This is a genomic window from Actinomadura sp. K4S16 (assembly GCF_008327685.1).
In the GTDB taxonomy this organism is placed as follows: Bacteria; Actinomycetota; Actinomycetes; order Streptosporangiales; family Streptosporangiaceae; genus Spirillospora.
In genome coordinates, this window is record NZ_BDDE01000012.1 from 495,829 (window position 1) to 508,834 (window position 13,006).

Genomic DNA, 13,006 nt, shown 5'->3' on the forward strand with positions numbered 1-13,006 from the left:
CACCGTGCAGTCTGAGCCGAACCACGTCCTGGAGTTCCCGGGCGGCTACACGCGCTCGGTCGGCCCGGTGATCGGCCGCTTCTTCAGCGAGCTGCGCGACGGCCGGCTGGTCGGCGTGCGGACGGCGGACGGCAGGGTCCTCGTCCCGCCGTCGGAGTACGACCCGGAGACCGGCGAGGACGTGACGGACGAGTTCGTCGAGGTCGGCCCGGTCGGGACGGTCACGACCTGGTCGTGGGTGGCGCACCCGGCGAAGGAGCACCCGCTGGACCGCCCGTTCGCCTGGGCGCTGATCCGGCCGGACGGCGCCGACACCGCGCTCCTGCACGCCCTCGACCTCGGCGTCTTCGAGCAGGGCGCGAAACCGCCGAAGTTCCTCAAGACGGGCATGCGGGTCCGCCCCCGGTGGCGGGCCGAGCGCACGGGCGGGATCGGCGACATCGAGTGCTTCCAGCCCGAGGTCACGATGATCAACGCGCCGACGCGGCTGGAGTACCGGCTGAAGGGCGGCCAGGCTCTGCGGCGCTTCCTGGAGGGCATGTCCGAAGGCCGGATCCTCGGCCACCGCTGCCCGGTGTGCGAGCAGGTCATCGTCCCGATGAAGGGGCTGTGCCCGCGCGACGGCGTCCCCACCGCCGAGGAGGTGGAGCTGCCCGACACCGGCACCGTCACCACCTTCGCGGTCAACAACATCCCCGACCCGCGCGCGCCCGAGGTGCCGTTCGTGTCCGCCTACGTCCTGCTGGACGGCGCGGGCCTGACGATGCTGACGCTCGTGGCGGGCATCCCGGCCGACCAGGTGCGGATGGGCATGCGGGTGAAGGCGGCGTGGCGGCCCCGGGAGGAGTGGGAGCGGTCGATGAGCAACATCAAGTGGTTCGAGCCCATCGACGAGCCCGACGTCCCCTTCGAAGAGATCAAGGACTTCATGTGATGCCTCGTCCCGTAGCCGTGGTCGCGTTCGCGCAGACCGAGCACAGCGGTGAGGACCGGGGGACGGCCGAGATCGAGATCCTCGCCCCCGTCATCACCGAGATCAAGGAGCGGACGGGCCAGAAGCAGTTCGGCTTCACCTGCTCCGGGTCCTGCGACTACCTCGCCGGCGCGCCGTTCGCGTTCGTGTCGGCGCTGGACGCCCTCGGCGCGTGGCCGCCGATCTCCGAGAGCCACGTCGAGATGGACGCGGCCTGGGCGCTGTACGAGGCGTGGGTGAAGCTCCAGCACGGCGACATCGACACCGCGCTCGTGTACGGGTTCGGGAAGTCGTCGCAGGGCAACCTCCGGGCCGTCCTCACCCAGCAGCTCGACCCGTACCACCTGGCGCCGCTCGGCATCGACGCGGTGTCCCTGGCCGCGCTCCAGGCCCGCGCCTACATGGAGCGGTCGGGTACGAAGGAGGACGACCTGCGCGCCGTCGCGGCGCGGTCCCGCGAGGCCGGACGCGGCAACCCGTTCGCGCTGCACCTGCCCGAGCCGGACGGCGACGACTACGACGTCGCCCCGCTGCACCCCTACGACGTCGCGCCCATCACCGACGGCGCCGCCGCGATCGTCCTCGCCGCGGGCGACCGGGCCCGCGAGCTGTGCGAGCGCCCGGCGTGGATCACCGGGATCGACCACCGCACCGAGGCGCACGCGCCGGGCGTCCGCGACCTGAGCCGCTCGGAGTCGGCGCGCATCGCGGGCGAGAAGGCGGGCGCCACCGGGATCGAGGTCGCCGAGCTGCACGCGCAGTACACGCACGAGGAGCTGATGCTCCGGGAGGCGCTCGGCCTGGGCGAGGACGTGGCGGTCAACCCGTCCGGCGGGCCGCTGTCGGCGAACCCGATGATGGCCGCCGGCCTCATCCGGATCGGCGAGGCCGCCTCCCGCATCCACGACGGGTCGGCGTCCCGCGCGCTCGGGCACGCCTCGTCCGGCCCCTGCCTCCAGCAGAACCTCGTCTGCGTCCTGTCGGGAGAGAACCATGGCTAACCGTTGCGCGATCATCGGCGTCGGGCAGACGGCGTACAAGACCAAGCGGCTGGACGTGTCGATGGCGGGGCTGCTGCGCGAGGCGGCCCGGCGGGCGCTGGAGGACGCGCAGCTCACCTGGAAGGACATCGACGCGGTCGTCGTCGGCAAGGCCCCCGACCTGTTCGAGGGCGTGATGATGCCGGAGACGTTCCTCGCCGAGGCGCTCGGCGCGACCGGCAAGCCGATCATGCGGGTGCACACCGCGGGGTCGGTCGGGGGCTCCACGGCCATCGTCGCGGCGGGCCTGATCCAGGGCGGCGTGCACGACCGCGTCCTCACGATCGCGTGGGAGAAGCAGTCGGAGTCGAACGCGACGTGGGCGCTGACCGTGAACTCGCCGTTCACGACGTCGCTGGTCGTGGGCGCGGGCGGCTACTTCGCGCCGCACATCCGCGCCTACATGCGCCGGTCGGGCGCCCCCGACCACATCGGGACGCTCGTCGCGGTCAAGGACCGGCAGAACGCGCTGAAGAACCCGTACGCGCACCTGAAGATCCCCGGCATCTCCCGCGAGATGGTCGAGTCGACGCCCATGCTGTGGGAGCCGATCCGCTACCTGGAGACGTGCCCCTCGTCCGACGGCGCGTGCGCGATGGTGCTGGCCTCGGAGGACGCGGCGAAGAAGGCGCCCGCCCCGCCCGCGTGGGTGCACGGCACGTCGATGCGCTCGGAGCCGATGCAGTTCGCGGGGCGCGACACCGTGAGCCCGCAGGGCGGCAAGGACGCGGCCGCGGACGTGTACCGGCAGGCCGGCATCTCCGACCCGCGCCGCGAACTCGACTGCGCCGAGGTGTACGTCCCGTTCTCCTGGTACGAGCCGATGTGGCTGGAGAACCTCGGGTTCTGCGGCGAGAGCGAGGGCTGGAAGCTCACCGAGGCCGGCGCGACGGCACTGGACGGCGACATCCCGTGGAACCCGTCCGGCGGCGTGCTGTCGTCCAACCCGATCGGGGCGTCCGGCATGATCCGGTTCGCCGAGGCGGCGCTGCAGGTGCGCGGCCAGGCGGGAGAGCACCAGGTGGACGGCGCACGGCGCGCGCTAGGCCACGCCTACGGCGGCGGAGCCCAGTTCTTCGCCATGTGGATCGTCGGCAGCGACAAACCCTGATTCCCGGAGGTCCGTCCGATGGAGTTCAACCACGCTGACCTGTTCGAGGGTGTCGCGGACGCGATCGGGGACCGCCTCGCCCTGGTGTGCGGCGACCGGCGGCTCACCTACGCCGAGCTGGACGAGCACGCGAACCGCCTCGCGCACCATCTGGCGGACGCCGGGGTGCGCCCCGGCCAGCATGTCGCCGTCCAGCTCTACAACGGCGTCGAGTACGCCGCCGCGCTGCTGGCCGCGCTGAAGATCCGGGCCGTGCCCATCAACGTCAACTACCGGTACGTGGAGAGCGAGCTGCTCTACGTGTACCGGGACTCCGACAGCGTCGCGCTGCTGTACGACGTGGAGTTCGAGGACCGCGTCGCGGCGACCGTCCCGGACGCGCCCGAGCTGCGGCACCTCGTCGCGGTGGGCGGCACGCCGTCCATCCCGGGGGCGGTCGCCTACGACGAGGCCTTGAAGGACGCCTCCGGAGCGCGCGGCTTCCCGGCGCGTTCCAAGGACGACGTCTACATCATCTACACCGGCGGGACGACCGGGATGCCCAAGGGCGTCATGTGGACGACCGAGCAGATGCTGCTCGCGTTCTGGAACCCGACGTACCCGCGCCCGACCAGGCCGGAGGACGTGGTCGACAACGCCCGCAACGGCGGGCCGATGACCATGATGCCGATCGCGCCGCTCATGCACGGCGCCGCCCAGATGGCCACCTGGATCGCCTGGTTCATGGGCGCGACGCTCGTCTACACGCGCAAGTTCGACGCGGCCGACGTGTGGCGGACAATCGAGCGCGAGAAGGTCAACTCGGTGACGATCACCGGGGACGCGATGGCGATCCCGATGGCCGAGGAGCTGGCGCGCGGGGACTACGACACCTCGTCCCTGCTGGCCTACGTCTCGACCGGCGCGATCTTCACCGGGACGGTCCGGGACCGCATCCAGAAGCTGCTGCCGAACACGATGATCCTGGACCGCTTCGGCTCCACCGAGTCGGGCTCGACGGCCGAGGCGGTCGCCGGGTCCACCCCGGAGAAGGGCCTGCGGTTCGCGCCGGACGTGGAGAACGTCACCGTCCTGGACGACGCGTTCCAGCCCGTCAAGCCGGGCTCCGGTGTGATCGGCCAGGTCGCCCGCACCGGCTACATCGCGCAGGGCTACTACAACGACCCGGAGAAGACCGCCAGGACGTTCCCCGTGGTGGACGGCAAGCGCTGGCTCCTCACCGGCGACATCGCGACCGTGGAGGAGGACGGCTCGATCGCCGTGTACGGCCGCGGCTCGCAGGCCATCAACACCGGCGGCGAGAAGGTGTTCCCGGAGGAGGTCGAGGCCGTCCTCAAGGGCCACCCGGGCGTCTACGACGCGGTCGTGACGGGCATCCCGGACGAGCGCTGGGGGAACCGCGTCGCGGCGGTGATCCAGCCCTCCGGGGAACGTCCGTCCGATGCGGAGCTGGACGAGCACTGCCGCAGGGAGCTGTCGGGCTACAAGGTGCCGCGCGTCTACGCGTTCGTCGCGGAGATGAAGCGATCCCCGGCCGGCAAGGCCGACTACCGCTGGGCGAAGCAGGTCGCGGAGGAGGCCAGGTAGCGGCGGGCGCCGGACAGAGGTCGGCCCCGAACCTTCGTGGGATCCGGGGCCAGGAGCGGACCTCTGTTAGTGGTCCTAACAAAGACCAGCGTAGGGGCCGTCCGGGTGTGGTGGGATCATTGACGCGTGTCGGCTGCGCCACACGCCGTCGCCGTCCCGCTTGGCTCTGTCCGGGGCGGGGTCGGTAGAATCTCCCTCAGAGAGTCGCTCTTGAAATGAGCGTCTCTATATGAGAGAAAAAGGGAGAGAGGTCTCAGGCGTGTCGACCCCGGAACGCGACCGGATGGCGGGCGAGCTGCAGATGGCGATGCAGCGCAGCACGATGTTCACGGTGCTGCTGCACCATGCCACCGCGAGCAAGGCGGGCATGAACGTCACCGACGCGCAGTGCGTCAACGCGCTGACGCTGGACGGCCCCCAGACCCCCGGCCAGCTCGCGCAGCTCATGGGCATCACGACCGGCGGCGCGATCACCGCCGTCATCGACCGCCTGGAGCGCGCCGGCTACGTCCGCCGCACCCGCGACCCCGACGACCGCCGCCGCGTGATCGTCGAACTGGTCGAGGAGAACGTCGCCCAGTTCGCCCGCTACTTCGAACCCATAGGCCGCGCCTTCCGCGACCGCCTGGACACCTACACCGACGAGCAGATCGCCCTCCTCCTCGACTGGATCCGCCACAACAACGAGACGATGCCGGCCGTAATAGAGGAAATCCGCAAACTCCCCTGACGAGCCAGAAGCAGTCGGTGTGCCACGGCGCCTTTTCTAGGCCCGTGGGATATGGAGCCACGCGTCGGCTGAATACTCCTTGGTGGTGAAGTCGACGCGCTGGAAGGCCGCCGGATCGATGCCGGGGTAGCCGTTCGGCACGGTCTCCTCGTAGAAGTGGCGGGACAGCAGAGCCGCCGCCGGGACGGACTCCGGTGCCTGCGCGAGGGCCGTGCGAAGCGGTGCGGCGTCGAGCAGCCGGGCGAGGATCTCCAGCGGACGGCCGGTGGCCGTACCCATGTCATCTATGGCGACATCTCCGGCATGGAGGGCCACCCTGAGCCGGATCTGCGTCAGCGGCCGGGATTGGACGTTGTGGGCGCGGAGGCGGTTCGCGAGGTCCTGGAGCAGCGGATACACCATCCGGCTCTTCGGAGTGTCGCCGGGGGCCGCGACCCTGAAACCGTCGCCCAGGTCATCGACCCGGCACCGCTCCCAGTCGATCCCGCTCTCGTTGAACGACGCGCGGAGCAGGGACAGGAGCGCCTTCCTGATGGCCTCCTGCGCGGCGGCGCCGCGACCTGCCGAACGCTCGATGTCGACCACCAGGAGCGGCCGGTGGGCCGGCGGCTGGGCGGCCGGAGCCGCAGGCGCGCTGCGCTCGGTGCCGCCTCCACCGGCTTGCCGCACGTCGACGATGGCGTGGTCGCCGACGACCACCGGGCCGGCCACGCTTCCGCCGATCTTCAAGGAATGCCCGCCATCGGACCTCGCCATGGAAACCTCCGCACTGATCGGGTCGCTTTCGGTGACTAGTTCGAGGGCATGCGTGTCCATCGCCCGCAAATAAAGCATTCGAAGCTGGGGACTTGGGAAGTCGCTGTGACGTTTGCCGTAGAGCCGTCCGGGGTGACGACTATCGTGAGCGTCGCCGTCCCCAGCACAGAGCCAGTGCATCGTCTGTCGTGCACTGGTACCTGGGCGTGGTAGGAACCGCCGCTGCCGGTGATGTTCAGATCTCCGTCACACCGGGATTTGATGAGGTACGAGTCGGAGCCGGTGGCGACGACCGTCACCGGCCCCTGTCCGGTGCTCCAGTTCCCCGCCAGCCCGGTCGGCTCCGACGGACCGCCCTGCCGCGTGATCACTTGGGAGGCGACGTTCACGACCGCCGCGCCGATGACCAGTGCCACCACGAGGCCGACGAGGGCGGCGGTCTTTGCGGCCAGGCCCGCACCGACGACCGTTGACGCCAGGCCTCCGGCGGCACCCGACACCGCCGTCCCGGCGGCCGCAGACCCGTGGGTCGCAACTCCCGCCGCGGTATGGGGCATGGCACCGGCGGCACTTGCATTGGTCGCCGCCGCGCCGGCGGGAAGGCTCGGCAGGGTTGGAACGGGAGCGGGCGGTGGCGGGCCGGGCGCCAGGCTCGCCATATGCGAGGCGGGTGATGGCGCGGCCCCTGGCATCGCGCTGGAGCCATGCCCTGCCAAAGAGCTGTGTGCAGTCATGGAGTGATGCGCTGCTACGGGATCGTGCCCTGCCGGGGGGTTGTGCCCGGCAGGGGCATTGTGCCCGGCCAGGGAGTTCTGCCCTGCGAGGGAGTCGGGCGTCGCCCCGGGGGCGACCGGAGGCGGGGTGGAAGGCGATGGCAGGAACGGGGCGACGTGCTGGGCGGCGGCCGTCCCGTGCTCATTGCCGAGGACCCGCCATAGCTGGAAGGCCGCGCCGATCAGCATGGCCGCGACGACCCGGCGCCCGCGGAGCAGGCTGCGGACCCCCTCCTCGTGCAGGAAGTACGCCTTGGCGCCCTCGTCTCCTGCAGCCTCCGCCGCCTTGTAGCCGAGGCCCAGCATCCGGGCCCACGCGTCGAGCCGCCGCGAGCGCGCCAGCAACGGCTCCGCCGCCCGGGCCAGCCGTACGGCGGCGTCCGGTCGACCGGCCGACAGCGTCAGCTCCACCGCGCGTTCCAGGACCCTGCTGCGGACGGCCACCTGGTCGGGTGTGGTGCCGGGCCGGTTCAGCCACGTGGCGTAGTAGTGCCAGATCTGATCCGCGGGGAAGGGCGCGGGCCGCAGCTGAACGATCAGCGGGAAGACGTCGGGGAGGCACCGGTAGCCGCCCTCCTCGGCGGTGGCGAGCCCGAGGCGGACCAACCGGTCGCACAGTTCGGCCGCGTCCGCTCTGCCGGTGAGCCCGCGGACGTCGGAGGCGTCCACGGCGGCGCCGAACGTCGCCAGCAGATGCAGCGCGTTGGTCGCCGGCTCGTCTAACCGGCCGAGGACCAGGGGGATCAGCTCGGCCACGTGTCCTGGGCGAGGCAGCCGGATATCGGCGTCCTCCGCGGCCCGGGCAAGCGCGGCGGCGCGCAGCAGCGGTAACGGCCGACCTTCCGCGACGTCGCACAGGGCGACGGCCGTTGCCTCCTCACTGGGAGGCAGCGTGCCCAGTTCTCGCGCGAGCAGTTCCATTCCCGTGGTTCGATCGAGTCCGCCGACCTCCAGTGCGAAACCGTCGTCCCCCAGCAGGACCCTCTGGTGGCCGGTGAAGACGAGTGTCGCGTCCGGGGCGCTGTCGGCCAGAGCGATGATCTGGTCACGTGTGAGGTCGGCGTTGTCGAGGTAGACGGTCACCGCGACACCGGCCATCAGGCGGCGCAGTTCCGCAGCGGACGGCACGTAGCCACCGGTCTCGTAGCACGCCTCGAAGATCTCTTGGGCGAGGTCGTCGGTCTCGCGGTACCGGGCGTCGAGGTAGACCACCCCGGCTCCCTCCGTCTCCGACGCCACGTGCCGGATCAGGGTGCTCGTGCCGATGCCCGGCGGACCGTAGACCTGGATCAGCCCCCCGTCCCCGACCGCCCGGCACAGGGCCGCAACTTCGGCGGATCGCCCCAGCGGCACCGGCCGCCGCCGCGGCAGCAGCCGTATCGCCTCGCGCCGGATTGGCGCGGGGCGCTCCCGCTCGGTGACCATCCGGACCGTCGAGCCGTACCTCGCGTCGACGACCAGGGCGTAGTCGCCCACCACCACCGGGCCGTCCACGTCGCCCTCGATGCTGACCTGGTACCTCGGACCGCCTGAACCCCGTCCGCGATCGTTCGCACTCTCGTCCAACCCGGTCTCACCACCCGAGAAGCGTCCGGAACCACACGCGTGCCTGGCGGCCGTCCACATCCCGGCGACGGGCGCCCAACGACCAAGGGCCACTCTTCCACCGGCGGCCGCCACAACATGTGTCTACAGACGCAGATGTCTATTTGATCTGACCCTCCGTACGTCCGACCGAGAAACCCGTGGTCAGGGGTGATGTGGTCGTGGAGGACGGCCGTCCGGGTTGTCGGGACGTCAGTGAAGAGGCGGCCGGGTCGGTGCCTTGGTTCAGGACGACAGTGCGGAGCATCCCGGAGACGGCGTCGGCGGCCTTGCCGGTGCCCTGGTCAGGGCGCAGATGCTCGTTGGCCCCCACCTCGTACGGGCCGCAGGGCCCTCGGCCTCGCGGGTCAGATGCCCGCTTCGTCGGTCTCCGCCTATCCGGGTGGCGACAGTATTGAGCCCCTCGACGGGACTCGATTCGATTATTTGTTCGATACACTATCCGTATGTGTTCGGTCACGGATATGGATCTCGGTGCGGCGTCCACCCAGGAACTGGTGAACGCCGCCGCCGCGATCGCCGCCGAACTCGCTGCCCGTCCCGCGCCCGAGTCGGCTGCGGTGTGCATGGAGCTCGCCGAGACGTTAGCGGCGGCGTCGGACGCCCATGAGGCCGCGTTGGCCGGGTTCGTCGCCCGCGTGGACGCGGCAGGTGAGACGCGCCGCTGGGGGTTGCCCTCCACGCAGGCGTGGCTGCGGTCCCGGCTGGGCATGCGCGATGCCCGCACCAAGGAGCGCGTCACCCTGGCCCGGCAGCTCCATCGGCTCCCTGTGGTCACCGAGCTCCTGGCCAGAGGTGAGTTGTCCTGCGGCTACGCCTCCACGGTCGCCGACGCCGTGGCCCGCCTCGACGATGACGACTGCGCCAAGGCCGAAACCCTGCTGCTGGACATGATCGGCCAGGGCTTCTCACCCGGGAAGGTCGCCGCGTTCGGCCGCCGCATCCGCGAGGTCATCGCCGAACGCGACGGCTGCGAGGAGCCACCCGAGGAGGTGCAGCGCGGGTACGAGCGGTCCTGGATCGACTCCACCCGCTCGCTGGACGGCGGCCGCTACATCAAGGGCTGGCTGAACGCCGAGGACGCCGCCGTCTGGGACGGCACCCTGGGCCCGCTGGCCAAGCCGGCCGGGCCCGACGACCACCGCGACCTGCCCGAGCGCACCGCTGCGGCCCTGTCGAGTGTGCTGGCCGGTGGGCACAAGGCCACCAAGGTCACCGTCATCTGCGACCTGGACACCCTCACCGGCGGCCACGCACCCGCCCGCCTCACCGACGGCACACCGATCCCCGCGCCCCAGGCCCGCCGCATCGCCCTGGCCGCCGGAGTCTCACCCCTGCTGCTCGCAGGAGGCAACACGCCCCTCTACCTAGGGCACAAAGTCCGCTTCGCCACCGCCGCCCAACGCCAAGTCCTGGAGACGCTGTACTCGACCTGCGCGGTGCAGGGCTGCGAGGTGCCCGGGACGCTGTGCGAGGTCGACCACGTCAACGGATGGGCCCTGGGCAAAAGCCCCACCGACATCGACAAACTCGCCCTGTGCTGCGGATGGCACAACCGCTACAAACACACCCACCCCCAACACATCCACACCACCCACGACCCCACCACCGGCCGCTACACCTACCGACTCCACCCACCCGGCACACCAACAACCCACCCACCCACCACCAACCCACGAACAGCCGAGCCGCAACGAGTCGAGCCGCAACGAGTCGAGCCGCAACGAGTCGAGCCGCAACGAGTCGAGCCGCAACGAGTCGAGCCGCAACGAGTCGAGCCGCGGACCGTCGACCTGGGGAGCGCGGACCTGGGGAGCGCGGAGATGGGGAGCGCGGAGATGGGAACCGTCGGCCCGCGACCAACCGGGGCACCTGCCACCTTCGGTCGGGCCGCCTAACGTGGGAAACTATTTCGGTAGAGGCCTGAGGGCGCGCCGATCCTGGTCCGGTCGGTTCGATTTCCCGGGGATCGGAGAAGGTGCCGGCAGGGCGGTTGATTTCTCACGGCCGGCTTCCTGCGCTCAGCGGCTCCACGTTGTGCTGTGTGTCGTTCGCTGCGCCCGGGGGCGAGGTCCGTTGCGGCTACCGGGCCGCCGGCGGTGAGGGGCCTCTGCGGCCCCAGGCGGGCATGCTGTTCGCCGACAGGACGAGGCCGGAGAGCGTCGCGGTCGGTGAGTCGTGCATCTTGCGGTCCCGCCTGGTCCGCTCTTCGGTGGCCATCGCCTGCACCTGCGTCCGCCAGCGCGCCTCCTCGGCGGCGGCGTGCTCCTCGGACGGGCGGCGCAGCACGATATCGACGAGCGCGGTCACCCTGTGAAAGACGGGCCGCACCACGAGCAGCGACATGGCGGCGCCGCCGTACTCGCAGGTCGCTTGGCGCTGCGGTCGGCGGCGCGGCTGCCAGCGCGGTGCGGCTGCTGGCGATGCGGCTGCCAGTGCGGGGGCCGCTGGCGGTGCGGGTGCCGGTGCTGGGGGTGGAGCGGGCACTGGCGCTGTGGGTGCGGTGCCGGTGGACGTTGTTGCTTGTGGCGGTACCTCTGGCGTGCGGGGGAGCGGTGCGCTGTGGGTGGCGTGGTGTTGCCGGCGTGGTTGTCGGCGCGCGACTGCATCGCAGGAATGGGCGTGCTCTGCCACTGGGTGTGCAAGCTCTTATGGTCCGCGTCTTCCTGTGTAAAGGTAAAGCGCTCGGGAGAGGGCCCGGACCAGGGGTCAGGTTCCGGGCCCTCCCCATGCTTCGCGTCTCAAAGCGGGTTGAGCTTGATGGATCACCTGCCTTTCCTGTGACGAGTACCGCCAGGCGATGACGGGGAGGAACTCGCCTACTCCGTATCCCTGGATGGTCTGGCTTGGACGAGGTAGTCCCTGTACTTCTCGTCCTCACGTTCCATGAGCATCTTCAGCCGCTCTAATGAGTCGGCTACCAGGCACGATTGAAGGCCGAACTCGACCTCGGCCTGCCCCAGCGGCCTTCGGGTGAAGACGGTCGGCTTTCCGGTTCGCTCGGAGAGGTAGGGGCAGGCCCATCGCCCTTCGGGCCGCGGAGGGCACGGGAGCGGGTCCTCATGGCTGATGTGCGGGATGTCTGAACTGCGACTATTCGGGGAAATGTGCGGGGGCATCGCGCTTCCAATTTCTTTGCGTCTCCACCTCTTTCGATGCACATCCTCAAGCATCGAGTTACGCTCGGATATGGAACCGCGCCTACAGATCCCCCCGTGCACCTACAAAGTGGTGTAGGTGGCCAGAGAGGTTCGCGTATGTCCGATATCGACCCCATGGTCTCCGCCCTCGACTTCTACCTCTTCCACATGAAGCGGCTGAGGGAAGGAGCGGGTCTCTCGCAAGAGGCTCTCGGTACGAAGGTCGGGTACACCGGCAAGTTCGTCGGACTCGTGGAGACCAAGAAGCGCCGTCCCAACACCAGGCTCTCGGTCGCCATGGACGCGCTGTTCGAGATCCCGAAGTTCTTCGAGGCGATGCTTCCGCGCATCGCCGAGGAGGCCGGCCTCCCGCCCGGCTTCTGGGAGTACGTCGAAGAGGAGGCCCGAGCATCCCGGATCCGGATGTACAACCAGAACTACATCCCCGGGCTGCTCCAAACCGAGGACTACGCCAGAGCAGTGGTGAAGGCTGGGAGGCGGCCCGACAAGGTGGAGGAGTTGGTTGCCACTCGAATGGGCCGACAGGAGATCCTCCTACAAGAGCTTCCGCCGAATGTCGTCGTGCTCTTAGAAGAAGGAGTTCTTCGGAAGGTGGCGGGGAACCTGGAAACCACCAGGCAGCAACTCTCTCGACTGCTCAAGCTGATCCAAGAGCCGAACATCTCGATCTACGTCATCCCGACCAACGCGCAAGTCTTTCCGGAGAGCAGTTTCACTGTGCTGTCCTTCGACAAAGAGCCCGACCTCGGCTACGAGGAATCCGTGGGAGGCCGAGGCCGCCTTCTGGAGGCGGGCCCACAAGTGACCGAGCTAGGGGTAGGGTTCGAAACGATCAGGGAATCCGCCCTGACGGCAGTGGACTCCGAGGCTCTGATCCGATCGTTGGTGGAGGGTGCATGAGCAAACAGGCCACGTGGCGTAAGAGCAGTTACAGCGGCGGTGAGGGCGGCCAGTGCGTCGAGCTGGCCTCTCTGGACGGCTCCGTCGGCATTCGGGACAGCAGGGACCCCTCCGGGCCCGCCTTGCGGGTGGGCCGTGACGCTCTCGGTGGGCTCGTCGGGCGGATCAAGGCGGGCGAGTTCGACCTTTAAGGCCCGGCGTGCATTGTAGGTAGGCGCGAGCCGTCTCGCTTCAGGGGCACCGTGTTCGCGGTCGATGCAAGATTGCTCCGGCGTGGCGGGGCCGCCGCGCCGGAGCGTCGGTTGCTCGTGCGGAGGGACGCATCAGTCCATGTCGCCCGTGAGATCCTTCGCCGTGTCGGCTTGGTCGC

Annotated in this window: 11 protein-coding genes; 8 read left to right on the top strand and 3 right to left on the bottom strand. The window is 69.9% G+C overall.

The window, feature by feature from the left end; genetic code table 11:
• The first annotated feature begins 4 nt into the window (after nt 1–4).
• The 5 genes from K4S16_RS13570 to K4S16_RS13590 all read left to right on the top strand — a co-directional run bounded on the left by K4S16_RS13570 (nt 5) and on the right by K4S16_RS13590 (nt 5,441).
• Entirely contained in the window at nt 5–934 is a 930-nt protein-coding gene (locus K4S16_RS13570) for a Zn-ribbon domain-containing OB-fold protein (protein WP_149259251.1), read from the top strand.
• Complete coding sequence (locus K4S16_RS13575; protein WP_149259252.1) at nt 934–1,974, top strand: thiolase domain-containing protein; 1,041 nt, start codon at nt 934–936, stop codon at nt 1,972–1,974. Before K4S16_RS13570 ends, K4S16_RS13575 begins: the two co-directional genes overlap by 1 nt.
• Nucleotides 1,967–3,124, top strand: coding sequence for a thiolase domain-containing protein (locus tag K4S16_RS13580; RefSeq protein WP_149259253.1), 1,158 nt, complete (start codon nt 1,967–1,969; stop codon nt 3,122–3,124). The genes K4S16_RS13575 and K4S16_RS13580 overlap by 8 nt, the downstream gene beginning before the upstream one ends.
• An 18-nt stretch (nt 3,125–3,142) precedes the next feature.
• Entirely contained in the window at nt 3,143–4,711 is a 1,569-nt protein-coding gene (locus tag K4S16_RS13585) for an acyl-CoA synthetase (RefSeq protein ID WP_149259254.1), read from the top strand.
• A gap of 259 nt (nt 4,712–4,970) precedes the next feature.
• Complete coding sequence (locus K4S16_RS13590) at nt 4,971–5,441, top strand: MarR family winged helix-turn-helix transcriptional regulator (protein WP_200841846.1); 471 nt, start codon at nt 4,971–4,973, stop codon at nt 5,439–5,441.
• Between the two features lie 36 nt (nt 5,442–5,477).
• Here the strand turns inward: K4S16_RS13590 and K4S16_RS13595 are convergent, their stop codons facing one another.
• Both K4S16_RS13595 and K4S16_RS13600 read right to left on the bottom strand, forming a co-directional pair.
• Nucleotides 5,478–6,197 carry a hypothetical protein gene (locus K4S16_RS13595; protein WP_149259255.1) on the bottom strand — a complete coding sequence of 240 codons (720 nt, stop codon included), beginning with the start codon at nt 6,195–6,197 and terminating at the stop codon, nt 5,478–5,480.
• Between the two features lie 35 nt (nt 6,198–6,232).
• A complete protein-coding gene (locus K4S16_RS13600) occupies nt 6,233–8,464 on the bottom strand; it encodes an ATP-binding protein (RefSeq protein WP_149259256.1) in 2,232 nt (743 codons plus the stop codon).
• A 575-nt stretch (nt 8,465–9,039) separates the two neighbouring features.
• Here K4S16_RS13600 and K4S16_RS13605 point away from each other — a divergent pair.
• Complete coding sequence (locus tag K4S16_RS13605; protein ID WP_160160902.1) at nt 9,040–10,473, top strand: HNH endonuclease signature motif containing protein; 1,434 nt, start codon at nt 9,040–9,042, stop codon at nt 10,471–10,473.
• A gap of 184 nt (nt 10,474–10,657) precedes the next feature.
• On the opposite strand, the gene K4S16_RS44310 is transcribed toward K4S16_RS13605, so the two are convergent.
• Nucleotides 10,658–10,921: a hypothetical protein gene (locus tag K4S16_RS44310; RefSeq protein WP_160160903.1), complete on the bottom strand. Its 264-nt coding sequence runs from the start codon at nt 10,919–10,921 to the stop codon at nt 10,658–10,660.
• A 911-nt stretch (nt 10,922–11,832) separates the two neighbouring features.
• On the opposite strand from K4S16_RS44310, the gene K4S16_RS13615 reads away from it, so the two are divergent.
• Complete coding sequence (locus K4S16_RS13615; RefSeq protein ID WP_149259259.1) at nt 11,833–12,636, top strand: helix-turn-helix transcriptional regulator; 804 nt, start codon at nt 11,833–11,835, stop codon at nt 12,634–12,636.
• Entirely contained in the window at nt 12,633–12,827 is a 195-nt protein-coding gene (locus tag K4S16_RS13620; protein WP_149259260.1) for a DUF397 domain-containing protein, read from the top strand. Before K4S16_RS13615 ends, K4S16_RS13620 begins: the two co-directional genes overlap by 4 nt.
• Nucleotides 12,828–13,006: the final 179 nt, after the last annotated feature.

What these genes read in the sequence shown, in the direction of transcription:
- K4S16_RS13580 (WP_149259253.1), top strand. Translation starts at nt 1,967, where the DNA reads ATGGCTAACCGTTGCGCGATCATCGGCGTCGGGCAGACGGCGTACAAG.
- K4S16_RS13620 (WP_149259260.1), top strand. Translation starts at nt 12,633, where the DNA reads ATGAGCAAACAGGCCACGTGGCGTAAGAGCAGTTACAGCGGCGGTGAG.
- K4S16_RS13575 (WP_149259252.1), top strand. Translation starts at nt 934, where the DNA reads ATGCCTCGTCCCGTAGCCGTGGTCGCGTTCGCGCAGACCGAGCACAGC.
- K4S16_RS13615 (WP_149259259.1), top strand. Translation starts at nt 11,833, where the DNA reads ATGTCCGATATCGACCCCATGGTCTCCGCCCTCGACTTCTACCTCTTC.
- K4S16_RS44310 (WP_160160903.1), bottom strand. Translation starts at nt 10,921, where the DNA reads ATGTCGCTGCTCGTGGTGCGGCCCGTCTTTCACAGGGTGACCGCGCTC.
- K4S16_RS13605 (WP_160160902.1), top strand. Translation starts at nt 9,040, where the DNA reads ATGGATCTCGGTGCGGCGTCCACCCAGGAACTGGTGAACGCCGCCGCC.
- K4S16_RS13585 (WP_149259254.1), top strand. Translation starts at nt 3,143, where the DNA reads ATGGAGTTCAACCACGCTGACCTGTTCGAGGGTGTCGCGGACGCGATC.
- K4S16_RS13595 (WP_149259255.1), bottom strand. Translation starts at nt 6,197, where the DNA reads ATGGCGAGGTCCGATGGCGGGCATTCCTTGAAGATCGGCGGAAGCGTG.